At 73.8% G+C, this 23,953-nt stretch carries 16 protein-coding genes; 7 read left to right on the top strand and 9 right to left on the bottom strand.

Annotated features, from left to right (window positions below):
* Positions 1–75: 75 nt before the first annotated feature.
* Positions 76–2,136, bottom strand: coding sequence for a threonine--tRNA ligase (gene thrS / locus BSZ37_RS00335; RefSeq protein ID WP_095508632.1), 2,061 nt, complete (start codon positions 2,134–2,136; stop codon positions 76–78).
* A 218-nt stretch (positions 2,137–2,354) separates the two neighbouring features.
* On the opposite strand from thrS, the gene BSZ37_RS00330 reads away from it, so the two are divergent.
* Positions 2,355–4,934 carry a flavin-containing monooxygenase gene (locus BSZ37_RS00330; protein ID WP_095508631.1) on the top strand — a complete coding sequence of 860 codons (2,580 nt, stop codon included), beginning with the start codon at positions 2,355–2,357 and terminating at the stop codon, positions 4,932–4,934.
* Positions 4,931–5,764: an SDR family NAD(P)-dependent oxidoreductase gene (locus tag BSZ37_RS00325; protein ID WP_095508630.1), complete on the top strand. Its 834-nt coding sequence runs from the start codon at positions 4,931–4,933 to the stop codon at positions 5,762–5,764. Before BSZ37_RS00330 ends, BSZ37_RS00325 begins: the two co-directional genes overlap by 4 nt.
* 39 nt (positions 5,765–5,803) lie before the next feature.
* Here the strand turns inward: BSZ37_RS00325 and cysK are convergent, their stop codons facing one another.
* The 4 genes from cysK to BSZ37_RS00305 form a co-directional block, all read right to left on the bottom strand.
* Positions 5,804–6,748: a cysteine synthase A gene (cysK, locus tag BSZ37_RS00320; RefSeq protein WP_095508629.1), complete on the bottom strand. Its 945-nt coding sequence runs from the start codon at positions 6,746–6,748 to the stop codon at positions 5,804–5,806.
* Between the two features lie 84 nt (positions 6,749–6,832).
* Positions 6,833–7,678 carry a serine O-acetyltransferase EpsC gene (epsC, locus tag BSZ37_RS00315; RefSeq protein WP_095508628.1) on the bottom strand — a complete coding sequence of 282 codons (846 nt, stop codon included), beginning with the start codon at positions 7,676–7,678 and terminating at the stop codon, positions 6,833–6,835.
* Between the two features lie 72 nt (positions 7,679–7,750).
* On the bottom strand, positions 7,751–10,159 hold the full coding sequence (locus tag BSZ37_RS00310) for a CehA/McbA family metallohydrolase (RefSeq protein WP_095508627.1): 2,409 nt from the start codon (positions 10,157–10,159) through the stop codon (positions 7,751–7,753).
* A 281-nt stretch (positions 10,160–10,440) separates the two neighbouring features.
* Complete coding sequence (locus BSZ37_RS00305) at positions 10,441–11,352, bottom strand: alpha/beta fold hydrolase (protein WP_095508626.1); 912 nt, start codon at positions 11,350–11,352, stop codon at positions 10,441–10,443.
* A gap of 88 nt (positions 11,353–11,440) precedes the next feature.
* Between BSZ37_RS00305 and BSZ37_RS00300 the strand changes: the two genes are divergently transcribed.
* Positions 11,441–12,424, top strand: a complete 984-nt coding sequence (locus BSZ37_RS00300; RefSeq protein WP_095508625.1) for an NADPH:quinone oxidoreductase family protein — start codon at positions 11,441–11,443, stop codon at positions 12,422–12,424.
* A gap of 42 nt (positions 12,425–12,466) precedes the next feature.
* Here the strand turns inward: BSZ37_RS00300 and BSZ37_RS00295 are convergent, their stop codons facing one another.
* The 3 genes from BSZ37_RS00295 to BSZ37_RS00285 are packed head-to-tail and all read right to left on the bottom strand — an operon-like array spanning position 12,467 to position 14,265.
* Positions 12,467–13,297, bottom strand: coding sequence for an SDR family NAD(P)-dependent oxidoreductase (locus tag BSZ37_RS00295; RefSeq protein WP_095508624.1), 831 nt, complete (start codon positions 13,295–13,297; stop codon positions 12,467–12,469).
* Between the two features lie 7 nt (positions 13,298–13,304).
* Entirely contained in the window at positions 13,305–13,766 is a 462-nt protein-coding gene (locus BSZ37_RS00290; RefSeq protein ID WP_095508623.1) for a MaoC family dehydratase, read from the bottom strand.
* A gap of 55 nt (positions 13,767–13,821) precedes the next feature.
* Positions 13,822–14,265, bottom strand: coding sequence for an acyl-CoA thioesterase (locus BSZ37_RS00285; protein WP_095508622.1), 444 nt, complete (start codon positions 14,263–14,265; stop codon positions 13,822–13,824).
* A gap of 65 nt (positions 14,266–14,330) precedes the next feature.
* Here BSZ37_RS00285 and BSZ37_RS00280 point away from each other — a divergent pair, with 65 nt between their 5' ends.
* From BSZ37_RS00280 to treY, 4 genes are all read left to right on the top strand, one after another.
* Entirely contained in the window at positions 14,331–15,584 is a 1,254-nt protein-coding gene (locus BSZ37_RS00280) for a hydroxyacid-oxoacid transhydrogenase (RefSeq protein ID WP_095508621.1), read from the top strand.
* Between the two features lie 162 nt (positions 15,585–15,746).
* The gene (gene malQ, locus BSZ37_RS00275; protein WP_095508620.1) at positions 15,747–17,267 is read left to right on the top strand and encodes a 4-alpha-glucanotransferase; all 1,521 of its coding nucleotides are present in this window, start codon (positions 15,747–15,749) and stop codon (positions 17,265–17,267) included.
* A gap of 56 nt (positions 17,268–17,323) precedes the next feature.
* The gene (gene treZ / locus BSZ37_RS00270; protein ID WP_095508619.1) at positions 17,324–19,099 is read left to right on the top strand and encodes a malto-oligosyltrehalose trehalohydrolase; all 1,776 of its coding nucleotides are present in this window, start codon (positions 17,324–17,326) and stop codon (positions 19,097–19,099) included.
* Entirely contained in the window at positions 19,099–21,756 is a 2,658-nt protein-coding gene (gene treY, locus BSZ37_RS00265) for a malto-oligosyltrehalose synthase (RefSeq protein WP_095508618.1), read from the top strand. The genes treZ and treY overlap by 1 nt, the downstream gene beginning before the upstream one ends.
* A 12-nt stretch (positions 21,757–21,768) precedes the next feature.
* Here the strand turns inward: treY and glgX are convergent, their stop codons facing one another.
* Complete coding sequence (glgX, locus tag BSZ37_RS00260) at positions 21,769–23,952, bottom strand: glycogen debranching protein GlgX (RefSeq protein ID WP_095508617.1); 2,184 nt, start codon at positions 23,950–23,952, stop codon at positions 21,769–21,771.
* Between the last annotated feature and the right edge of the window lies 1 nt (position 23,953).

The following is a 23,953-nucleotide window of genomic DNA, read 5'->3' as shown; positions in this document are numbered from 1 at the left end:
GGGCCGGCGCTCGGCCCCGGCGATGAGACGACCGAGGCGGCCGGTCCCGGCGTCTTCGTGGGGCGAGGCCGCGGTCTACGCCCGCCCGAGCTGGCGCGCGATCTCGTCGAGGAGCGACTGGCGGAGGGCCGGGACCTCGCTCGTGCCCTGGTCGGACTCGTCGCCGAGGCCGTGGCGGCGGACGCTGACCGTGTCCGCCTCGGCCTCGCTGCGGCCCACGATGAGCATGACCGGGACCTTCTCGACCTCGGCGTCGCGGATCTTCCGCCCGACCTTCTCGGAGCGCGTGTCGACCTCGACGCGGAGGCCGGCCCCCTTGAGGTCGGCGGCGACGGACTGCGCGTAGGCGTTCTGGTCGTCCGTGATGGGGAGGACCTTCACCTGCGTCGGCGCGAGCCACAGCGGGAGGTTGCCGCCCGTGTGCTCCAGCATGACGCCCACGAACCGCTCCAGCGACCCGAACGGCGCGCGGTGGATCATGACCGGCCGGACGCGGGCGTCGTTCTCGTCGACGTACGTCAGGTCGAACCGCTCCGGGAGGTTGTAGTCGAGCTGGACCGTCCCGAGCTGCCACTTCCGGCCGAGCGCGTCCTTGACCATGAAGTCGAGCTTGGGGCCGTAGAAGGCGGCCTCGCCCTCTTCCTCGACCGTCTCGAGCCCCATCTCGGCCGCGGCCTCGCGGATCGCCTGCTCGGCGTCGTCCCACTGCGCGGGCTCGCCGATGTACTTCTCGGTGTTGGCGGGGTCGCGGAGCGAGACCTGCGCCGTGAAGTCCTCGAACGCGAGGGCCTTGAGCACGGTCAGGGTCAGGTCGATCACGTTCTTGAACTCGTCCTTGACCTGGGCCGGCGTGCAGAAGATGTGGGCGTCGTCCTGCGTGAAGCCGCGGACGCGCGTGAGGCCGCCGAGCTCGCCCGACTGCTCGTAGCGGTAGACCGTCCCGAACTCGGCGAGGCGGACCGGGAGGTCGCGGTACGAGTGGGGCTTGTGGGCGTAGACCTGCGTGTGGTGCGGGCAGTTCATCGGCTTGAGCAGGTACCCCTGCTCATCGCCCACGACGGGCGCCGCGCCCGTCCCGTCGCCCGCGTTGGCGATCTCCGCGCCCTCGCTGACGTCCTCCGCCTCGGTGCCGAGGCCGGCAGAGCCGGAGGCGCCGCCCTTCTCGAACATGGGCGGGAACTGGGAGTCGCTGTAGTACGGGTAGTGGCCCGAGGTCCGGTACAGCTCCAGCCGCCCGATGTGCGGCGTCACGACGGGCTCGTAGCCGCGCTTGACCTGCTCCTCCTTGAGGAAGTCGACGAGCGTCTCGCGGAGGCGGGCGCCCTTCGGGAGCCAGATCGGGAGGCCCGGCCCGACCTTGTCGGAGAACATGAACAGCTCGAGCTCGCGGCCCAGCTTCCGGTGGTCGCGCTGCTTGGCCAGCTCCAGCCGCTCGAGGTGCTCCTCCAGCAGCTTCTGCTTGGGGAAGCTCACGCCGTAGATCCGCGTGAGCTGCGGGCGGCTCTCGTCGCCGCGCCAGTAGGCGCCGGCGAGGTTGAGGAGCTTGACGGCCTTGATCGGCTTGGTGCTCGCGATGTGGGGCCCGCGGCAGAGGTCGGTAAAGCCGCCCTGCGTGTAGAACGTGATCGCGCCGTCCTCCAGGCCCTCCAGGAGCTCCAGCTTGTACGGGTCGCCCTTCGCCTCGAAGTGGGCGACGGCCTCGGCCTTCGGGACGTCGCGCCGCTCGAAGGCGCTGTCCTGCCGCGCCAACTCGATCATCTTCTTCTCGATCTCGGGCAGGTCGTCGGCCGAGAGGACCGGATGGTCGGTCCTGCTCAGGTCCACGTCGTAGTAGAACCCGCTCTCGATGGCCGGGCCGATGCCGAGCTTCACGCCCGGGTAGAGCGCCTCCAGCGCCTCGGCCATGAGGTGCGCCGACGAGTGCCAGAAGGCGGCCTTGCCGCCCTCCGAGTCCCACGTCAGGATCGAGACCGTCGCGCCGTCGGGGAGCGGGCGGTCGAGGTCGCGGACCTCGCCGTCGACCTCGACGGCCAGCGCGGCACGGGCGAGGCCGGCGGAGATGTCCTGGGCGAGGTCGCGGCCGGTCGCGCCGTCGGGAAGGTCGCGGGTGGAGCCGTCGGGGAGCGTGATCTGCATCGGGAGGCGGAAACGGAGGCCGGGGCCGAAAGCTACCGGCCCCGGCCCGGACGGCTCCGGGGCGCGGGCGAAGAGGCCGCGAGAACCGCCGCCTGCGGCCTGGCCCGCCTGACTGCGTCGACCTGATGGTTCGGCGCCGAGGTGGAGGGAGACGGCCCGGACCGAGAACGCCGGCGGGGGCCCAGGGTATCCTCCCCCGAAACGCTGTTCACCTGTCGATGTCTGTTCCTCATCACCGCGTCGCCGTCATCGGCACCGGGTTCGCCGGCATCGGCGCGGCCGTCCGCCTCCTCCGAGAGGGCGTCGACGATCTCGTCGTGCTCGAACGGGCCGACACCGTCGGCGGCGTCTGGCGCGACAACACGTACCCCGGCGCGGCGTGCGACGTGCAGAGCCACCTCTACGCGTTCTCGTTCGCCCCGAACCCCGACTGGAGCCGCCGCTACTCGCGTCAGCCCGAGATCCGGGCCTACCTCGAGGACGTCGCCGAGCGGTTCGGCGTGATGCCGCGCGTCCGGTTCGGCCACGCCGTGACCGAGGCGGCCTGGGACGACGCGGCGGCCCGCTGGCGCATCGAGACGAGCGGGGGCGACGTCACCGCCGACGTTCTCGTCGCCGCGCCGGGCGCGCTCGCCGAGCCGAAGCTCCCCGACATTCCCGGCCTCGGCGGCTTCGCGGGGGAGGTCATGCACACGGCGCGCTGGGACGAGTCGGTCGCCCTCGACGGGAAGCGGGTGGCGGTCGTGGGGACGGGCGCCTCGGCGATCCAGGTGATCCCCGCGATCCAGCCGCGCGTGGGCGAGATGATCGTGTACCAGCGGACGCCGGCGTGGGTCATCCCGCGACGCGACGCGCCGTTCGGCGACGCCACGCGGCGGCGGTTCCGCGAGCGGCCAGGCCTCCAGGGCCTCCTCCGGCGCACGCTCTTTGGCTACCACGAGGCCAACGGGCTGCCCTTCCGCCACCCCCGCCTCGCGCGGCAGGTCGAGCGCGTCATGCTCCGGCGCCTCCGCCAGCAGGTCCGCGACCCCGAGCTCCGGCGCGTCCTCACACCCGACTACCGGCTCGGCTGCAAGCGGATCCTCCTGTCCGACGACTACTACCCGGCCCTCACGCAGCCCGACGTGACCGTCGTCGACGGCGCGCTCCAGACCATCCTCCCGCACGCGACGGTCGGCGCCGACGGCGTCGAGCGGCCGACCGACGTGATCGTGCTCGCGACGGGCTTTTACGTGACCGACCTCCCGTTCGCCCGGTACGTCGCCGGGCGCGACGGCCGCCGGCTGGCCGACGTTTGGGGCGCGAGCCCGACGGCGCACCTCGGCACGACGGTCGCCGGCTTCCCGAACTTCTTCCTGCTCCAGGGGCCGAACACCGGCCTCGGACACTCGTCGGTGGTGCTGATGGCGGAGGCCCAGATCGAGCACGTCGTGGGCGCATTGAGGGCGATGGACGCGCGCGACCTCGCGGCGGTCGAGCCGAAGGCGGAGGCGCAGGCGGCGTGGGTCGCCGAGGTCGACCGGATGGCGGAGGACACCGTTTGGACGGCCGGCGGCTGCGCGTCGTGGTACCTCGACGAGACGGGGCGGAACGCGGCGCTGTGGCCGGGCTCCGTCCCGGCGTTCCGCCGCCGCGTCGAGCCGTTCGACCCCGACGAGTACCGCCTCCGCCCGCGCTGGGCGACGTCGGGCGATGGCCAGGCCGGCCCGCCGCCGTCTCTCCGCGAGGCGCCCCAGACCGAGCCGGCACTCGGAGACCGCGCGCTCGGGGCCGCCGCCCGGGCCGCCGCCCGGCTCCCCGAGGCGGCCCAGGTCGCGCTCGCCGGCGGCCCTCCGCCCGAGGTCGACGGCCAGCGGCTCGACCCGGCGGTCCACCTCGCGCTCGCACTCCACCCGCGCCCGAACACCGTCCCGCTCGTCCGCCACGATCCCGCCACGGCGCGCGCCGGGTACCGCCGCGACGTCCTGGGCATCACCGGCACGCCGACGCGTGTCGGGGGCGTCCGCGACCTCTGGGTGGAGGGCGACGCCGGCCCGCTCGACGCCCGGCTCTACACGCCCGAGCACGCCGACGGGCCGCCGCCGCTCGTGGTCTACCTCCACGGCGGCGGGTTCGTCGAGGGCGACCTCGACACGCACGACGAGCCGTGCCGGCTGCTGTGCCGGCAGGCCGGGCACGCCGTCCTGAGCGTGGCCTACCGGCTCGCGCCCGAGCACCCATTCCCCGCCGCCTTCGACGACGCCGTCGGCGTTTTTCGGTGGGCGCAGCGCGAGGCCGCTCGCCTCGGCGCCAACCCGGACCGGGTCGCCGTCGGTGGCGACAGCGCGGGCGGGACCCTCGCGGCCGGCGTCGCCCAGGCCACGCGCGCCGACGCGCCGCCCGTCGCCCAGCTCCTGATCTACCCGGCCACCGACCACCCGACCGACCGGCCGTCGCGGCGCCGGTTCGACGGCTACCTCCTCCCGGACGGGCTCCGCCGGGCGTTCTTCGACGTCTACACGCAGGGCGCCGTGCCAGAGGACGATCCTCGTGTCTCGCCTCTCTACGGCCGGCTCGACGGTCTGGCGCCCGCGTTTGTCGTGACGGCCGGGTTCGACGTGCTCCGGGATGAGGGGGAGGCGTATGCCCGCGCCCTCAAGGCCGCCGGCACGCCGACGGCGCTCTACCGCCAGGCGAGCCTGCCGCACGGGTTTCTCCACCTCGCGCCCATCAGCCGCGGCGCCAGGCGGGCGACGGTCGCCGCCTTCCGCCGCTGGCGCTGGTTCGTGGCGGAGCACGCCGTCGCCGTCCCGGCATGACGCGCCTCGGCCTCGCCTCCGGCGTCGCCGTCGTGACCGGGGCCGCCTCGGGCATCGGACGGGCGACGGCACTCGCGCTCGCCCGCCGCGGCTGCGCGCTCGCCCTCGTCGACCGCGACGCCGACGGGCTCCGCGCCACCGCCGACACCGCTCGGGACCTGGGCGTCGCCGTGAGCGAGCACGTCCTCGACGTCGCCGAGGCGGGCGCGGTCGCGGCGCTGCCGGACTCGGTGATGGCGGAGCACGGCCGCGTATCGGTCCTCGTGAACGCGGCCGGGGTGGCGCTCGCGGGCCGGGTCGAGGAGGTCTCGATGGACGAGGTCCGCTGGCTGATGGAGATCAACTTTTTCGGCCTCGTCGGCCTCACGAAAGCGTTCCTGCCGCACCTCCGGGCGGCGGGCGAGGCGCAGATCGCGAACCTGTCGAGCCTGTTCGGGATCATCGCGCCGGCCGAGCAGGCGGCCTACGCGGCGTCGAAGTTCGCCGTCCGCGGGTTCAGCGAGGCGCTCCGGCACGAGCTGGAGGGGACGGGCGTCGGCGTGACGGTCGTCCACCCCGGCGGCGTGGCGACGGCCATCTCGACGAGCGCCCGCGTCGCGGCCGGCGCCGACGCCGACGAGGTCGCGCGGAAGCAGGCCGCCTTCGAGCGCCAGTTCCTCCGGACGCCGCCCGAGGCGGTCGGCGAGGCCATCGCGGACGCCATCGAGAAGCGCTCGCCACGGCTGCTCGTCGCGAGCGGCGCGCGGTCCGGCGCGCTCCTGCAGCGGCTGATGCCGGTCCGCTACTGGCGGGTCCTGAGAAAGGGCGCCGACCGGCTCGGGCGCGGCTGACCCGGCCCGCCTCGGCGCCGAGGCGGAGGGAGTGGGGCGCTACGGGAGCGGGTGCTCGCGGGGCTCGGGCATCTCGAAGAGGCCCTCGACCGAGAGGTACCGCTCGCCAGTGTCGTAGCACATCGTCAGGACGCGCGCGCCGTCGGGGAGGTCGGCCAGGGCCTTCTCTGTCGCGGCCAGCGAGGCGCCTGATGAGATGCCGACGAGCAGGCCTTCTTCCTTCGCCGCGCGCCGGGCGAAGGCCTTCGCTTCGTCGCCCGTCACGCGGATCGTGCCGTCGAGCAGGTCCGTGTCGAGGTTCTTCGGGATGAAGCCGGCGCCGATGCCCTGGATCGGGTGCGGGCCGGGGTCGCCGCCGTTGATGACCGGCGAGGCGTCGGGCTCGACGGCGAACACCTTCAGGTCCGGCCACTCGCGCTTGAGCACGCGGGCGACGCCCGTGATGTGGCCGCCCGTGCCGACGCCCGTCACGATCGCGTCGAGGCCGTCGGGGAAGTCGTCGAGGATCTCCTGGGCGGTCGTCTCCTCGTGCACGCGCGGGTTGGCCGGGTTCTCGAACTGCTGCGGCATCCAGGCGCCCTCGGTCTCGGCGAGCACCTTTTCAGCGCCCTCGATGGCGCCCTTCATCCCGCCCGTCGCGGGCGTCAGGACGAACTCGGCGCCGTAGGCCGCCATGAGCGTCCGCCGCTCGACCGACATCGACTCGGGCATCGTCAGGATCACGCGGTAGCCCTTGACGGCGCCGACCATCGCGAGGCCGACGCCCGTGTTGCCGCTCGTCGGCTCGACGATCGTCCCGCCGGGCTTCAGGTCGCCGCTCGCCTCGGCGGCCTCGATCATGGCGAGCGCGATCCGGTCCTTGATGGAGCCGCCGGGGTTCTGGCGCTCCAGCTTCATCCAGACGCGGGCGTCCGGGCCGTAGAGCCGGTTGATCTGGACGTGGGGCGTGCCGCCGATGGCGGCGAGGATGCTGTCGAGAGGCATAGGAGGGAGGGCGGGACCGCCCGGTGACGAGAGGAGGTTGGATCTGCTTGTTCGTTCAAACGACCATCGGCCTGCGCGGTCGCCTCAGATGACGTATTCCGGCATCGCCTGAGTCTGGCCGTCCTGCGTGCGGAGCCGGGCCACGTGCGTGACGACGGAGCCGGGCGGCACCGACCGCGTGAGCCACACGTTGCCGCCGATCACGCTCCCGGCCCCGACGACGGTCTCGCCGCCGAGGACCGTCGCGTTGGCGTAGAGCACGACGTCGTCCTCGACCGTCGGGTGCCGCTTGGTCCGCGCGAGGCCCTTGTCGACGAAGAGGGCGCCGAGCGTGACGCCCTGGAACACCCGCACGCGGTCGCCCACGACGGCCGTCTCGCCGATCACGACGCCCGTCCCGTGGTCGACGGCGAAGGCCCGCCCGATCTGGGCGCCCGGGTGGATGTCGACGCCCGTCCGCCGGTGGGCGACCTCCGCCAGCACGCGCGGGACGAGCGGGACGCCGTGCCCGTAGAGCGCGTGCGCGATCCGGTGGACGGCCGTGGCGGTGAAGCCGGGGTAGGCGAGGACGACCTCCTCGACGCTCTCGGCGGCCGGGTCGCCGGCGGCCGTCGCACGGGCGTCCTCCTCGAGCCGCTCCCGGAGGTCGGGGAGCGCGGCGAGCAGGCAGTCGGCGAGGGCCTCGGCGTGGTCGGGCGCGACGGGCGCCAGGAGGTCGCGGGCGAGCGACCGGAACCGGCCGACCTCGACGCGGACGTCGCCCGGCCGCTCGGCGGCGAAGGCCGGGAAGAGGAGCGCGAGCGCGCCGTCGACGACGGCCTCGGCGAGGTCGACGGACGGGGCCCGCTCGACGTGGGCGCGGCGCCGGGCCGCGACGTCGTCGGCGAAGGCGTCAGGGTCGAACGAGGCGGGGGGCGTCGGGGACGTCATGGGCGGGACGGCGGCGGCTCGTCGTACGTGCGGCCGCGTGTCGGGTCCCTCCGCCTCGGCGCCGAGGCGGAGCTACTCGGCGACGGCCTCGAGGGCGAGCCGGGCGCGGGCGAACCGGTCGCGGAGGCGCGGGGCCTCGACGCCCTGGTAGGCGGCCTCGAACCGGGCCTCGGAGGCGTCGAGCACGCGGAGGAGGTCGCGCGCCGCGGCCCGCTCGGCCGCCGGGTCGGTGCTCCCGACGGCTCCGATCCAGACCGGCCCCGTGTGGGCGAACGGGTACGCCGCCATCGAGGGCCAGCCCTGGGGCTCGTCGCCGACGGCGCGGACGGCGACCCACCCGCCCGCGGGCAGGGTGACCTCGCCCGACAGCGACCGGCGGCCGGGCTCTGCCAGCCCGGGCATCGTCTCGACGACCTCGCCGTTGACGACCACCTCGACGCGCTCGACCGGCCCCGCCGACGCCAGCTCGACCGTCCACTCGGCTCGGCCGCCGTCGATCACGCCGCCCGGCGCGGCCCCGCTAATCCGCACGTCCAGGAAGGGCCCGGTGGTCACAACGCTCTTGCCGGCCTTGAGAGCGTCGAGGTAGTCGGCGTACGAGGCGTCCTCGCCGGCGGCGACGTAGATCCGCGTCGCGCCGGGGGCCATCGTGCGGTAGAAGTTGCTCATCACGTCGCTGCCGGCCATCGGGAGGACGGCGTGGCCGAGGTTGAGGAGGCGGTACCAGAGCTCGGCCGTCCCGACGTCGTCGGTCCACAGGCACACGACCTCGAGGGCGTCGAGTTCGCCGAGCGCGCCGTCGGCCACGAGCTCGACGGGCACGGACCGGCCGGCGCCCGTCGCGAACGGGTCGCGCACGCCGACGGGGTGGACGTAGGTCGCGACGCCGCCTTGGGCCCGCGCCCAGGCCGTCACCGTCGCGTTCTCGCGGTCGTCGTCGCCGAACACCTCGTAGCCGGGCCCCCAAATCCACGGGTGGAAGAGGGAGTCGATCCCGACGAGGCCGACGTGGCCGAAAAAGTGGGACCGGACTTCTTGCCCGAACGCCCGGTACGGCCGCGCGTCCGTCGCGTCGTCGCCCCAGACCTCGTCGTCGATGTACCGGTTGTGGAGGTTGGCGACGAGCGGGGTCGCCACGTCGAGGGCCTCGGCGGCGAGGAGCGGGCCGAGGTCGGCGGGGTCGAGGCCGTAGGGGCCGCCGTAGTTGAGATGGAAGTGGTGGTCGGCCGCCAGCCAGCCGTCGGCGTCCCAGACGGGCTCGAGGGCGAGATCCACCGTCACGTCGCCCGCGGCGGGAACGGTCGCCTCGGCCGTGACGAGCGGCGTCGCCAGCCCCTGCACCGCCGCCACGCGGACGCCGCCCGCCGGCGCCCGAACCGTCAGCGTGCCGGGCGAGGTCGTGTAGACGACGCCGTTCTGCCCGTCGAACCACGCCTGTCCGTCCGGGAAGAGCGGGTGCCCGTCGGCCGTCGTGAGCGCGAGGCGGGCCGGGGCGGGCGCCCCGTCGATTGTGGTGCGGACGGTGACCGTGCCCACCTCGATGCCCCAGTCCCACGCCTCGACGGCGACCTCCTCCGGCATGCCGCCCTCCGCCGGGATCCGCATCAGGCGGAACCGCTCGTCGGCGTCGGCCTGGGCGTAGTAGACGTTCCGGCCGTCGGCGGAGAAGGCGGGCGCGAGTGGGGGCGCGGCGCCAGACGTGAGGCGGATCGTCGGGACCGGGTCGTCGACGTCCATCAGCACGAGCTCCCAGCCGTCGTCGAGCGGGAGGGGGAGGGCGACGGTCTGGCCGTCGGGCGCGAGCGCCGGGCGCGTCTGTGAGAGGATCCGGCCCGAGTGGAGCGTCTCCTCCTCGCCCGTCTCCAGGCTCCGGAGGCGGAGCTCGTCGGCGCCGAGCTTCGCCAGGTACAGGACGTGCTCGCCGTCGGGGTGCGGCCGCGCCGCGAGCGCCAGCCCGAGCGCGTCCGAGACGACCTCGACGGCGCCCGTCTGCAGGTCGAGCCGCCGGAGCCCGATCCCGTCGTCGTGCGCGGCCGAGTACAGGAGGCCGCGGCCGTCCGTCGTGAACGCCGGGTCGAGCTCCAGCCCCGGCGCCGAGGCCACGACACGCTCGGCCCCGCCCTCCACGTCGAGCACGACGATCTCCGTCTCGTCGCTCCGGTCGCGGACGAACGCGAGTTGCCGGCCGTCGGGCGACCACGCCGGCCGCGCGTCGACGGCGGGGCCGGCCGTGATCCGCCGGGCGCGCCGCGTGTCGAGGTCGACGAGCCACAGCCAGCCGCGCGCGGCGACGGCCACGCTCCGCCCGTCGGGCGACGGGGCGGGGTCGGTCGGGCCGGCCGCCGAGGTGGGCAGCTCGTAGCCTTCGAGGTAGACGTGGTGCGAGTAGATCGGGACGGCCGGGTAGCGGTTCGTCCACTGGGCGCGGGCCGGCGCGGCGAGGGCGACGGCCGCGGCGGCGAGCAGGAGGAGGCGGGGCATCGGGAGCGGAGGAACGGGCCCCAATATGCTCCGCCTCGGCGCCGAGGCGGAGGGGGCTGGGGGCGGCGCCGGTCTACCGGTTACGGCCGTACCGGTCGTGGCTGCTCGCGGCCTCGGTGGTGTCGTCGTCGTCGAACCGCGGGATCTCGTTCTCTCGGCCGTCGGCGTCAGGCATCGTGTGGGGCTGAGTCGGCCCGCCTCGGCACCGAGGCGGACGGGGCGAGGCACGGGGCCGGGGGTGGTCGAAGCGTGAGCCGAGGCGATCTGCCCGTCCCGGCTCCCTACATCCCGTGTGCGTCGAGGAACGCCAGGAAGTCGCTGGCGGGGGCGTCGGGGACCTCGAGCATCGGGATGTGGCCGATCTCGGGATGGGTGCGGACGGTCACGTCGGGCATCCGGTCGGCGATCGTGCGGGCGCCGGAGGGGTGGAGCACGCGGTCCTCCTCGCCCCACGTGACGAGGGTCGGGACGGGGACGCCGTCCAGCAACTCCTCCGTGGTCGGCCGCGCGTCGAGCTCCTCAGCCATCGCGGCGAAGATCTGGAGGTTGAGGTCGTACGCGCGGGCCGACTCGGCGGCGAGCACGCGGAGGGCGGGCTTCGGGATCTCGGGCGGCTGGCTCATGGTGAAGGCGACTGAGTCGGCGTATTCCCGGGCGGTCCGCGAGAAGAGGGGCACGTCGCCCCCGCCGACGAGCGTCTCGATCATCTCGCTGGGCCGCTCGCCGCGCGCGCCGGCCGGGGCGAGGAGCCACAGCGAGCGGAGCCGGCCGGGGTGCGTCGCCGCGACCTCGGCCGCGATCCGCCCGCCCATCGACGAGCCCGCGAGGTGGAAGCGGTCGAGCCCGAGCGCGTCGGCGAACGCGACGACGGCCGTGGCCTGGGCCATCATCGAGTAGTCGGCCTCCGGGTCGCGGTCGCTGTCGCCGAAGCCGGGGAGGTCGGGGGCGATCGTGCGCACGCGCTCGGCCAACCGGCGCGCGAGGCGCGGCCAGTGGTCCTTCTGCGCGCCGATGCCGTGGAGCGCGAGCAACACCGGCCGGCCGTCGTCGTCGCTCCCGTTGTCGAGGTACGCGATCGTGCGGCCGTCGGGGAGCGCGAGCCGGTTCTCGTCGAGGCCAGCTCTCGCGCGAAGCTCGTCGCGGTGCTTGCGGACGGCGCGGGCGACGGGGTCGAGGCGGGAGAGGAGGCCCATGGGAGACGTGGGGGACCGATCGGATCGTGCGATCCTGAACAGCGTTTAGTGTTCCCGGATCCCCGCCGCCTCCCGCTCCCGATCCGCCATGAACGCCGTCCGCTGCACCACTCTCGGCCCGCCCGAGTCCCTCGTCGTCGAAGCCGTCCCGACTCCGGAGCCGGGCCCCGGTGAGGTCCGTCTGAAGGTGGCCGCCGCGGGCGTCAACTTCCCCGACACGCTCATCATCCAGGGCCTCTACCAAGAGCGGCCGGCGCTCCCGTTCACGCCCGGCGGCGAGGCGGCCGGCGTGATCGACGCCGTCGGCGAGGGCGTGGAGCACGTCGCCGTGGGCGACCGCATGCTCGCGTTCACCGGGCGCGGCGCCTTCGCCGAGTCCCTGGTCGCGCCGGCCGCCGTCGTGGCGCCGGTCCCCGAGGCGCTGCCGCTCGACCTCGCCGCGGGATTCCTGCTCGCCTACGGGACGGCGCACCACGCGCTCCGGCAGCGGGCGCAGATCCGAGACGGGGAGACGCTCCTCGTGCTCGGCGCGGCCGGCGGCGTCGGGCTGGCAGCCGTGGAGCTCGGCGCGCGGATGGGCGCCCGCGTCGTCGCCGCGGCGTCGACGGATGAGAAGCTGGCGCTGTGCCGCGAGCGCGGCGCGGCGGAAACGATCAACTACGCCGAGGAGGACCTCCGCGACGGTCTCGGCCGCGTGCTCGGGAAAGACAAGCCTGACGTCGTGTTCGACCCGGTCGGCGGGGCGCTGTCGGAGGCCGCGTTCCGATCGCTGGCGTGGGGCGGGTGGCACCTCGTGGTCGGGTTCGCGGCCGGCGACATCCCGTCGTTCCCGCTCAACCTCCCGCTCGTCAAGGGTGCCGCGCTCGTCGGCGTGTTCTGGGGCGCGTTCGTCCAGCGTGAGCCCGCGGTCCACCGGGCCAACATGACCGAGCTGATGGGCTGGGTCGAGGCCGGCGACGTCCGCCCGCACGTCTCCGAGCGGTTCCCCCTGGAGCGCACGGGCGAGGCGCTCCGCTGGATGATGGACCGGAAGGCGATGGGGAAGGTGATCGTCGAGATGCCGGGCGAGTAGCCCCGCCTTGGTGACGCCGTGAGGGACCCGAGGCGGGCGGGGTCAGATGCCGGCGCCGCCGGTGACCTCGAGCGTGTGGCCGGTGACGTAGCCGGCCAGCGGCGACGCCATCAGCACGACGCCGCCGGCGGCCTCGTCGGCCGTGCCCGGCCGGCCGAGCGGGTTCGCCGTCATGGCCTGCTCGCGGATCGCGTCCGGGATGCCCTGCGCGATCTGCCGGTCGCCCACGGTCGCCGTTTCGCCGTCGTCCTTCGACCGCGTCATCCGCGTGTCGATGTAGCCGAACGCGACCGCGTTGCACCGCACGCCGAACCGGCCCCACTCCTTGGCGACCGTCTTCGTGAGGCCCACGACGCCCATCTTCGCCGTCGCGTAGTTCGCCTGCCCCACGTTCCCGTGCAGGCCCGAGGTGGACGACACGTTGACGATCACGCGGTTCTGGGAAAAGCCCCCGCCGGCCGCCAACTCCTGCTTGCCCGGCTCGCGGAGGTGCTTCGCGGCGGCCCGGATCAGCCGGAACGGCGCGAACGTGTGGATCTCCATGACCGTCCGCCACTGGTCGTCGGTCATCGTGTGGAGCATCCCGTCCCATGTGAACCCGGCGTTGTTGACGAGCACGTTGAGCTTGCCGTAGGTCTCGACGGCCTCCTGGAGTAGCGCCTCAGCGAAGCCGTCCTCGGTCACGCTGCCGGCCACGACGTGGGCCTCGCCGCCGGCCTCGCGGATCGCGTCGGCGGTTTCTTGGGCCGGCTCGGCGTCGAGGTCGTTGACGACGACCGACGCGCCGTGCGCGGCGAACAGCTGGGCCGTCGCGGCGCCGATGCCGCGCCCGGCGCCGGTGACGACGACGACTTGATTCTCGAACAGGGACATGGCTGGGCTAGGCGTCGGTGAGAAGGAGCGCGAGCGTGTCGGCGACGAGGGCGGGCGTCTCCTCGCCCTCGATCTCGACCGTGCTGCGGAGCGTGAGGAGGATCTGCCCCGGCCGCTTTTCGAGGGCCGCGACCAACTCGGTGCGGGCGCGGACACGGGACCCGCTCGGGACGGGCGCCAGAAAACGGACCTTGTCGGACCCGTAGTTCAGCGCCGAGGCGACGCCCTCCGGCACGATCCCGATCTCCTCGTTCATCATCGGGAGGAGCGAGAGCGTGAGGTAGCCGTGGGCGATGGTCCTCCCGAACGGGCTCTCGCGGGCGGCCCGCTCGCGGTCGACGTGGATCCACTGGCGGTCGCCGGTGCAGGCGGCGAAGGCGTCGATCCGGTCCTGATCGATCGTGACCCACGACGAGACGCCGAGCTCGTCGCCGGCGCGGTCCTGGAGGGAGTCGAGGAGAGAGGGCATGGGCAGCGAGTCGGTCCGCCTCGGCGCCGAGGCGGGCGGAGTGGAGCGTGCGGAGTCAGGAGACGAGGAGTTCGTCGAGTGCGGTCCGCCAGGCGTCGGGGAGGGGCGCCGGGCGGCGTGATTGGCGGCCGACGTAGACGTGCGTAAATCGGCCGGCGGCGCGGGCCGCGTCGTCGCTGTCGGCGAAGATGCCGACGCGGTAGGTCACGCTCGACGTGCCGAGGCGCTCGACGGCGACCCCGGCCTCGACTGATTGGGGGAAGGCGACCGGCGCGAAGTAGTCGCACTCGGTCCGCACCACCAGCCCGATGGTCTCGGCCGTCTCGACGTCGAGCAGCCCGGCGTCGATGAGCCAGCGGTTGACGGCCGTGTCGAAGAAGGAGTAGTACACCACGTTGTTGACGTGGCCATAGACGTCGTTGTCGTGCCAGCGCGTCGTGATGGGCACGAAGGCGCGGTAGGCCGAGCGGTCGGGCGGGGACGGGCGGGAGGCGGCCAACGGGGCGGGCGGGATCGCGTAGCTTGGGCAAGCTAAACACTGTTCAGCGGCTCTAGGGCATCCGAATGGCCGATCGCGAGACCGTCTTCACCATCGAGGCCACGCTCGTCACGTTCGGCCCCGGCGCCGTCGACGACGTGGGGTACGAAGTCGCGCGGCTCGGCCTCCACCGCGTCCTCGTCGTCGCCGACCCGGCGCTGGAGGCCACCGGCGCCCTCGGCCGTGTGCTCGACCGACTGACCGAGGCGGGCGTGGCGCACTCCGTCTACGATCAGATCCGCGTCGAGCCGACGGTGGCCTCGATGCAGGCCGCGGCCGACCACGCCAAGGGCCTGGATGTCGACGGGATCGTCGCGCTCGGCGGCGGCTCGACGATCGACCACGCGAAGGTGGCGAACCTCCTCGCCACGCACGGCGGCGAGATCCTCGACTACGTCAACCCGCCCATCGGCGGCGGCCGGACACCGCCCGGCCCACTGATGCCGCTCGTCGCCATCCCCACGACGGCCGGGAGCGGCTCCGAGGCCACGACGGTCGCGGTGCTCGATATCCCGGACCTCCAGGTCAAGACCGGCATCTCGCACCGGACGATGCGCCCCGCGCAGGCCATCGTCGACCCCGAGCTCTCGGCGACCGCGCCCGCCTCGGTGATCGCGTCGGCCGGGCTCGACGTGGTGTGCCACGCCGTCGAGTCGTTCCTGAGCGTGCCCTACACCGAGCGCGCCCGCCCCGCGACGCCCGCTGATCGGCCGCCGTACCAGGGCTCGAATCCCGTCGCCGACGTGTGGAGCGCGCGGGCCATCGGGTTCGGGGGGGAGTTCCTGCGTCGGGCCGTCGCCGGCGGCGTCGAGGCGCGCGGGTGGATGATGCTGGCGGCGACGATGGCCGGCGTCGGGTTCGGCTCGGCCGGCGTCCACATTCCGCACGCCTGCGCGTACCCGATCGCGGGGATGAGACACGAGGTCCAGTTCGAGGGCTACCCGAGTGCGTTCGTGCCCCACGGCTTCTCCGTGATTGTGACCGCGCCGGCCGCGTTCAGGTTCACCTACGACGCGCTCCCCGAGAAGCACCACGAGGCGGCCCACCTCCTTACGGGCGCGCCCGCCGAGGGCCCCGACGCGCTCCCCGACGCCCTGCTGGCGCTGATGCGTGACGCCGGCGCGCCGCTCGACCTCGAGACGCTCGGCTACACCGAGGCGGACATCCCCGACCTCGTGGCCGGCGCCGAGAAGCAGCAGCGGCTCCTCGTCCTCGCCCCGAAGGCGCCGAGCGCCGGCGACCTCGCGGACCTCTTCCGTCAGTCGATGCGCCGAGCCTGAGGATCCCCGCCTCGGCCCTTCGGCTTCGCTCTGGAGAGCCGCCGAGGCGGGGGACCCGCCGCCGGGGCGCGGGGTACACGGCAGCCGTCGGCCTCCGGCACCGTCCGGGCCCGGCGCTCGTCGCGATTCCCTACCCCGCCTGGACGCCCAGGCCACGTGCCCGTGTCTGCTGCCCCCGTCCCCCGGTCGAGCGGCCTCCTCCTCCACGTCACCTCGCTCCCATCGCGCTACGGGATCGGCGACCTCGGCGACGGCGCCGACCGGTTCGTCCGGTTCCTCGCCCAGGCCGGCCAGCGCGTCTGGCAGGTGCTCCCCCTCGTCCCGACCGGGCTGGGCGACTCGCCGTACGCGAGCCCGTCGACCTTCGCGCTCAACCCCCTGCTCGTCAGCCCCGACCGCCTCGTCGCGGATGGGCTCCTGACCGCAGACGACCTGGAGGACGTCCCCGCCTTCCCCGAGGACCAGGTCGACTTCGCGGCCGTCGCCTCGTTCAAGGACGCCCTGATCGCGGCGGTCTTCGACCGGTTCCGCGCCGACGAGGCGCACCGGCTCCGCCCGGCCTTCGACGCGTTCGTCGCGCGCGAGGTGGCGTGGCTCGACGACTACGCCCTGTTCGTCGCGCTCAAGGACGTGTCCGACGGCGCGGCCTGGGCGGACTGGCCCGCGCCCCTCGCCCGCCGGGACCCCGATGCGCTCGCCGCCGCCCGCCACGACCACGCCGAGGCCGTCGACCGCGTCCGGTTCGTGCAGTTCGTCCTCGACCGCCAGTGGGCCGCGGTCCGCGCGCGGTGCCGGGAGGCTGGCGTCGAGGTCCTCGGCGACCTCCCCATCTACGTCGCCCTCGACAGCGCCGACGTCTGGGCCGACCGCGACCTGTTCGACCTCGACGCGGACGGGCGGCCGACGGCCGTCGCGGGCGTCCCGCCGGACTACTTCTCGGAGACGGGCCAGCTCTGGGGCAACCCGCTCTACCGCTGGGACCGGATGCGCGAGCGGGACTACGCCTGGTGGCGCCGCCGCCTCCGCCGCACGCTCGACCTCGTCGACCGCGTCCGGCTCGACCATTTCCGCGGGTTCGAGGCCTACTGGTCCGTGCCCGCCAGCGAGGAGACGGCCGTCGACGGCCGCTGGGTCGACGGCCCGCGCGACGCCCTGTTCGAGGCGCTGGCCGACGAGGTCGGGCGCCCGCTTCCCATCGTGGCCGAGGACCTCGGGCTGATCACCGACGAGGTCCGCGAGCTCATGGCCCGGTTCGACCTGCCGGGCATGGCCGTGCTCCAGTTCGCCTTCGGCGGCGACCCCGACAACCCGTACCTCCCGCACCATCACCGGCGCCACCTCGTCGCCTACACGGGCACGCACGACAACGACACGACGGCCGGCTGGTGGGCCTCCGCGTCTCCCGACGAACGCGAGTTCGCCGGCCGCTACCTCGGCCTCGACGTCTCGACGGAAGAGGTCCACCGCGCGGCCCTCCGGTCGGCGTGGGCGTCCGTCGCCGACCTCGCCGTGGCCCCGATGCAGGACGTGCTCGGGCTGGGCTCGGAGGCCCGGATGAACACGCCGGGCGAGGGCGCCGGCAACTGGGGCTGGCGGATGACCGATGCCCAACTGGCGGAGGCGCCCTCACGCTGGCTCCGGTCCCTGACCGCGACCTACGGGCGCCTCCCAAAAGACAGGTGAAGCGGGGGCCGCGGCGCCGGACGCCCGTTAGAGCCACCCCTCTCTCGGTCTCCTCTGTGCATCCTCCAACCCCACTCGGCGCTCTCGTCGAGCCCGACGGCGTCCGCTTCCGCGTCTGGGCCCCCGACGCCGACCGCGTCGACCTTGACATCGTCGGCCGCGAGCCCGTCCGCCTCGACCCGGTCGGCGAGGACGGCCACCACGAGGCGTTCGTCCCCGGCCTCGAGGCCGGCGCGCACTACCGCTACCGCCTCGACGGTGGCGACGCATTCCCCGACCCCGCCTCGCGGTTCCAGCCGGAGGGCGTCCACGGGCCGAGCGAGGTCGTCGACCCGTCGTTCGAGTGGACCGACGACGGCTGGGCGCCGCCGGCGCTCCGCGACCTCGTGATCTACGAGCTCCACGTCGGCACGGTCACCGAGGCGGGCACCTTCGACGGCGTCCGCCAGCGGCTCCGCGACCTGAAGGAGCTGGGCGTGAACGCCCTCGAGCTCATGCCCGTCGCCGACTTCCCCGGCCGCTGGAACTGGGGCTACGACGGCGCCGCGCTCTACGCGCCCTCGCGCGCCTACGGCCGGCCGGACGACCTGAGGCGGCTGGTCGACGCCGCGCACGCCGAGGGGCTGGCGGTCCTCCTCGACGTCGTCTACAACCACCTCGGCCCGGACGGCGCGTACCTCGCCGCCTTCGGCCCGGCGTTCACCGACAAGCACGAGACGCCGTGGGGCCAGGGCATGAACCTGGACGACGAGGGCTCGCGTGGGCTGAGGGGCTTCTTCCTCGACAACGCCCTCCACTGGCTCCGCGAGTACCACCTCGACGGGTTCCGTCTCGACGCGATCCACGCGCTCCTCGACGACTCCGAGACGCACTTTCTCCAGGAGCTGACGGCGCAGGTCCACGCGCTCGACGGGCCGCGGCGGCTCCTCATCGCCGAGGACCCGCGCAACCTGAACACGCTCGTCCGGCCCCTCGACCGAGGCGGGACCGGCCTCGACGCCGTCTGGGCCGACGACCTCCACCACCAGGTCCGCAACCTCCTGGCCGGCGACACCGAGGGCTACTACGCCGACTACGCCGACACCACGGCCGAGGACATCGCCGGGACGCTCCGGCGCGGCTGGTTCTACGACGGCCGCCCGTCGAAGCAGTCGGGCGAGCCGCGCGGGACGAGCGCCGAGTCGGTCCGCCGCGAGCAGTGCGTCGTGTGCATCCAGAACCACGACCAGGTCGGCAACCGGCCCACCGGCGCCCGGCTGAACCACGAGGTCTCGCCGGCCGCCTTCCGCGCGGCGACGGCGCTCCTACTGGTCGCACCCGAGACGCCCCTCCTGTTCCAGGGCCAGGAGTGGGCCGCGACGGCGCCGTTCCCGTTCTTCTCGGACCACAACGACGAGTTGGGCCCGCTCGTGAGCGCAGGCCGGAAGAAGGAGTTCCGGGATTTTCCGGGCTTCGGGGGCGAGGTGCCCGACCCGCAGGACCCGGCCACGTTCCGGCGGGCCGTCCTCGACTGGGACGAGAGACACGCGCCCGGGCACGCCCACACGCTGGCGCTCACGAAGGCCCTCCTCGCCCTCCGCCCCCGCCTCGGTGACCCCGCCGACGCGGCCGTCGACGTGCTCGGACCGGCCGCGCTCCGGGTCGAGCGGAACGGCCACGTCCTCCTCGTGGACCTCGCGGGGGGCACGCCGCTGGCCGTCCCGGACGGGGCCGAGCTGCTCCTGACGACGGAGGACCGAGACCACGCCCCCGATCCGCAGCCCCCGCAGCCGGCCGGCCCCTGGCTCACGTTCACCCGCCCCGGCGCCCTCGTCGCTCGCCTGCCCTCCTGATGACCGCGACCTACCGTCTCCAACTCCGCCCCGAGTTCGGCTTCGCCGAGGCCGAGGCCGTCGTGCCGTACCTCGCGGACCTCGGCGTGAGCCACCTCTACCTCTCGCCGATCACGCAGGCCCGCGCGGGCTCGACGCACGGCTACGACGTCGTCGACCACAACCGCGTGAGCGAGGCGCTCGGCGGGCGCGAGGCGTTCGACCGGCTGGCCGACGCGTGCGCCGCGCGCGGGATGGGGCTCGTGCTCGACTGGGTGCCCAACCACGCCGGCGTCGGGCCCGGCAACACGGCGTGGCAGGACACGCTCGCCTTCGGCCCCCACGCCCCGGCCTCCCGCCTGTTCGACGTCGACTGGGCCCCGCTCAAGCCGGCGCTCCGAGGGAAGGTCCTTCTCCCGTTCCTCGGGCAGCCGTACGGCGACGTTCTCGACGCGGGCGAGATCGAGCTGGCCTACGACGACGGCCGGTTCTACGCGACCTACTACGACGACCGGTTCGCCCTCAGCCCGGCCACCTACGCCGGCCTGCTCGACGCGGCGCTCGACGCCCACGAGCGCGACGACGTCTACTTCGACCTCAAGGACCTCGCCGAGGCCTACCGCGGGGTCGAGCCGCACGAGGTCGAGAAGGCTGAGGCCCTTCGGCTCCGGCTCCTCGCCCTCGCCCAGCGCGCCGACGTCGCCGCCGGGCTGGCGGACGTGACGGGCGAGGCGCTCCACAACCTCCTCGAAGGCCAGTTCTGGCGGCTCGCGTCGTGGAAGACGGCCGGCCACGAGATCAACTACCGCCGTTTTTTCGACATCAACGGGCTCGTGGCGCTCCGCATGGAGGAGCCCGAGGTGTTCTGGGACGCCCACCGCCTCCTCGGCGACCTCCTCATGCACGACGCCGTGACCGGCGTCCGCGTCGACCACGTCGACGGGGTGTTCGACCCGCACGGGTACCTCCAGGCGCTCCGCGAGCTCGGCGCGCAGCACGTGTGGGTCGAAAAAATCCTGGCCCACGGCGAGACGTTGCCCGAGGGCTGGGCGACGGAGGGGACGACGGGCTACGAGTTCATGAACGACGTGGCCCACCTCGTCCTCCGCCCGGACGGGCTCGACGCGCTCGACCGCGTCTGGCGGCGAGCCGTCCCCGACGCCCGGAGCTGGGACGAGACGGTGCATGCCAGCAAGAGGCTCGTGATGGAGACGTCGCTGCCGGGCGAGCTGGCCCGCCTCGCGACCGGCCTCAACCGGATCTCGGAGGCCGACTACCGCACGCGCGACGTGACGCTCGGCGCGCTCCAAGAGGCCCTCGAAGAGGTCGTCGCCGCGTTCGACCGGTACCGGACGTACCTCCCCCACGACGCCGCCGAGGCGCGGGAGGTCGTGCTCGGGGCGATTGCCCGCGCGAAGGCGCGCAACCCGGCCGCCGAGCCGTCGGTGTACGACTTCGTCGGCCGCGTCATCCTCGGGGAGGCCGTCGAGGACCCCGCGCCGGAGCTGGCCGAGCGGCTGCGTCTGTGGGTCGGGCGGTTCCAGCAGTACACGGCGCCCGTCGCGGCCAAGGGCGTCGAGGACACGGCGTTCTACCGCTACGCCCGGCTCCTCGCGCTCAACGAGGTCGGGGGCGAGCCGGCCGACGGGGCGCTCTCGCCCCAGGCGTTTCACTCGCACGCCCGTTTCCGCGCGCTCCGCTACCCGCATAACCTCCTCGCGACGGCGACCCACGACCACAAGCGTGGGGAGGACACGCGGATGCGGCTGGCGGCGCTCACGGAGGTGCCGGAGCGGTGGGCCGAGACCGTCGCCGCGCTCGACGCCGCGACGGAGCCGCACCGCGGGGCCACCGGCCCGAGCCGCCTCGACCGTTATGTGGCCTACCAGACGCTCGCCGCGCTCTGGGCCCCGCCGCCGGCCGCGGACGCCGAGGCGTACCGCGCCGAGCTGCCGGACCGGCTCTGGGACTACCTCCAGAAAGTGGCGCGCGAGGCCAAGCTCGAGACGAGCTGGATCAACCCGAGCGAGCGCTACGAGCGCGACCTCGAGGCGTTCGTCCGCGCCATCGCCGCCGACGAGCGCGTGGCCGAGGCCGTCGGCCCGGTCGCCGAGCGGATCGCGGCGCTCGGGCTCCGGCACACGCTCACGCAGACGGTCCTCAAGCTGACGACGCCAGGCGTGCCCGACCTCTACCAGGGGACCGAGTTCCTGGACCTCTCGCTCGTCGACCCCGACAACCGCCGGCCCGTCGACTACGGCCGCCGACGCGACACGCTCGACGCCCTCACGCCGCTCCTCGACGCGCCCAACGCCGAGGACGTCCGCCAGGTGGTGGAGAGCGGGAGCGCGCATGCCAAGCCGTACCTCACGGCCCGGCTCCTCCGCCTCCGCCGCGAGCGCCCGGCCCTTTTCGAGGGCGACTACCAGGCGCTCGACGTCTCCGGCGACGGCGCCGACGCGTGGCTCGCCTTCGCCCGCCTCGGGCCCGAGGCGGAGGGGGCCGAGGTCGCCGTGGTCGTCGTCCCCCGCTTCGCCAGGACCGACGCGCCGGCGCAGGTCGCCCTGCCCGACGGCGCGGCGTGGACGGACGCCCTCACCGGCGCCCACGTCGACGCCGAGGGCGCGCTCGGCACGGACGCCCTCCCGATGTCCTGGGCTGTGCTCGTGCGAGAGTAGGGGAGGGCTCCCCTACACCCCGTCGAACACGGCGCGGAGGACGGCCAGCGACTGCGGCCCGACGTGCGCCGGGCCGTCAGGTGCGAGCGGAGCGCCGTCGCTCCCGCAGCCCTCGCCGGTGAACGGCGGCATGCCGACCCAGCCCGTCGGCTGGCCGGCCTCCTCGACCGGCAGCGCCAGCTCGACCGGCTCGCCGCCTCGGTTGAACACGAGGAAGAGCGTGTCGTCTGTCCGCTCCCGGCCCCGCGCGTCGACCTCGCCGATCCGGTCGCCGCGGAGGAGCAGGCCCAGGAGGGGGAGCGCCTCGCCGTCCCAGTCGTCGTCGGTCATCTCACGGCCCTCGGGGTGCCACCAGAGCGCGTCCTTGACGCCCTCGTCGTCGGGCTCGCCCGTGAGAAACTCGCGCCGGCGGAACAGCGGGTGCGCCTGGCGGAACGCGATGGCCTGACGCACGAAGTCGAGGAACTCGCGCTCGCGCTCGTCCAGGTCCCAGTCGTAGTAGTTGACGTCGTTGTCCTGGGCGTAGGCGTTGTTGTTGCCGCCCTGGGTCTTCGAGATCTCGTCGCCGCCGAGGAGCATCGGGACGCCCTGCGACAGGAGGAGCGTGCCGAGGATCGACCGCTTGAGCCGCTCGCGGCAGGCGAGCACGTCCGGGTCGTCCGTCGCCCCCTCGACGCCGCAGTTGGTCGAGTAGTTGGGCTCGTGGCCGTCGCGGTTGTCCTCGCCGTTGGCCTCGTTGTGCTTCTGCTCGTAGGACACCAGGTCCTCCGTCGTGAACCCGTCGTGGGCCGTGACGAAGTTGATCGAGGCGAACGGCCGACGGCCCGACCGCTCGTAGAGGTCGGACGACCCGCTGATCCGCGTCGCGAACTCGCCCTTGTGGCCGGCGTCGCCGCGCCAGTACTGGCGGACGACGTCGCGGTAGCGGCCATTCCACTCGGCCCACTGCCACGGGAAGTGGCCCACCTGGTAGCCGCCCGGCCCGACGTCCCACGGCTCGGCGATGAGCTTGACCTGGCTCAGGACGGGGTCCTGCTGGATGACCTGGAAGAACGAGCCCAGCATGTCGACGTCGAACAGCTCGCGCGCGAGCGCCGAGGCGAGGTCGAACCGGAAGCCGTCGACGTGCATCACGGTCGCCCAGTAGCGCAGGCTGTCCATGATCATCTGGAGGACGTACGGGGTCCCGGCGTCGAGCGTGTTGCCCGTGCCGGTGTAGTCCATGTAGTAGCGCGGGTCGTCCGGGTTCTGCTTGTAGTACGCGACGTTGTCGATCCCGCGCCACGAGAGCGTCGGCCCCAGCTTGTTCCCCTCGCACGTGTGGTTGTAGACGACGTCGACGATGACCTCAAGGCCGGCCGCGTGGAGCCCGCGGACCATCATCTTGAAGTCGCGTGCGGCCACGACCGGGCCGGACGCTGCGTACTCGGGCTCGGCGGCGAAGAACGACAGCGTGTTGTAGCCCCAGTAGTTGGCCAGCCCCTTCTCGACGAGGTGCCGGTCCTGGAGCTTGGCGTGGACGGGCAGGAGCTGGACCGTCGTGACGCCGAGCTGCTTGAGGTGGTCGACGATGGGATCGCTCGCGACGCCGAGGTACGTTCCGCGGAGGGGCTCCGGGACGTCCGGGTGCCGCATCGAGATGCCCTTGACGTGGGTCTCGTAGATGATCGTGTCCTCCCACGGCACCTTGGGCGGCCGGTCGCCGCTCCACTCGAAGCTGTCCTCGATGACGGCCCCGAGCGGGGCGTAGGGCGCGCTGTCGGACTCGGAGAACGAGAGGTCGCCGTCGTCGTGGCCGAGCTCGTAGCCGAACAGCGAGTCGTCCCACCGGAGCGGGCGGCCGATAGCGCGGGCGTAGGGGTCGAGGAGGACTTTGTTCGGGTTGAAGCGGAGGCCGTTCTCGGGCTCGTACGGCCCGTGGACGCGGTAGCCGTAGAGCTGACCGGGCCGGAGGCCGGGGACGTAGCCGTGCCAGACGGGCCCCGTCCGCTCGCGGAGCGGGAGGGTCGCCGCGGGCGCCGCGTCGTCGGGGTCGTCGAAGAGGACGAGCTCGACGGCCTCGGCGTGCGCGCTGAACAGGGCGAAGTTGATCCCCATCCCGTCCCAGGTCGCGCCGAGGGGGAAGGGGCGGCCGGGGACCGTCCGGAGGTGACGGCCGGCGGCGGATTCGAGCGGGGCGGAAGCGGCGATCGGCATG

This window comes from Rubrivirga marina, from assembly GCF_002283365.1.
GTDB classification, from domain to species: Bacteria; Bacteroidota; Rhodothermia; order Rhodothermales; family Rubricoccaceae; genus Rubrivirga; species Rubrivirga marina.
Note: the sequence above shows the minus strand (reverse complement) of the source record. Positions and strands in the feature narration are given on the sequence as shown.

Excerpts from the sequence above, each read along its gene's own strand:
- thrS (WP_095508632.1), bottom strand. The coding sequence starts at position 2,136 with ATGCAGATCACGCTCCCCGACGGCTCCACCCGCGACCTTCCCGACGGC.
- BSZ37_RS00330 (WP_095508631.1), top strand. The coding sequence starts at position 2,355 with ATGTCTGTTCCTCATCACCGCGTCGCCGTCATCGGCACCGGGTTCGCC.
- BSZ37_RS00325 (WP_095508630.1), top strand. The coding sequence starts at position 4,931 with ATGACGCGCCTCGGCCTCGCCTCCGGCGTCGCCGTCGTGACCGGGGCC.
- cysK (WP_095508629.1), bottom strand. The coding sequence starts at position 6,748 with ATGCCTCTCGACAGCATCCTCGCCGCCATCGGCGGCACGCCCCACGTC.
- epsC (WP_095508628.1), bottom strand. The coding sequence starts at position 7,678 with ATGACGTCCCCGACGCCCCCCGCCTCGTTCGACCCTGACGCCTTCGCC.
- BSZ37_RS00310 (WP_095508627.1), bottom strand. The coding sequence starts at position 10,159 with ATGCCCCGCCTCCTCCTGCTCGCCGCCGCGGCCGTCGCCCTCGCCGCG.
- BSZ37_RS00305 (WP_095508626.1), bottom strand. The coding sequence starts at position 11,352 with ATGGGCCTCCTCTCCCGCCTCGACCCCGTCGCCCGCGCCGTCCGCAAG.
- BSZ37_RS00300 (WP_095508625.1), top strand. The coding sequence starts at position 11,441 with ATGAACGCCGTCCGCTGCACCACTCTCGGCCCGCCCGAGTCCCTCGTC.
- BSZ37_RS00295 (WP_095508624.1), bottom strand. The coding sequence starts at position 13,297 with ATGTCCCTGTTCGAGAATCAAGTCGTCGTCGTCACCGGCGCCGGGCGC.
- BSZ37_RS00290 (WP_095508623.1), bottom strand. The coding sequence starts at position 13,766 with ATGCCCTCTCTCCTCGACTCCCTCCAGGACCGCGCCGGCGACGAGCTC.
- BSZ37_RS00280 (WP_095508621.1), top strand. The coding sequence starts at position 14,331 with ATGGCCGATCGCGAGACCGTCTTCACCATCGAGGCCACGCTCGTCACG.
- treY (WP_095508618.1), top strand. The coding sequence starts at position 19,099 with ATGACCGCGACCTACCGTCTCCAACTCCGCCCCGAGTTCGGCTTCGCC.
- glgX (WP_095508617.1), bottom strand. The coding sequence starts at position 23,952 with ATGCCGATCGCCGCTTCCGCCCCGCTCGAATCCGCCGCCGGCCGTCAC.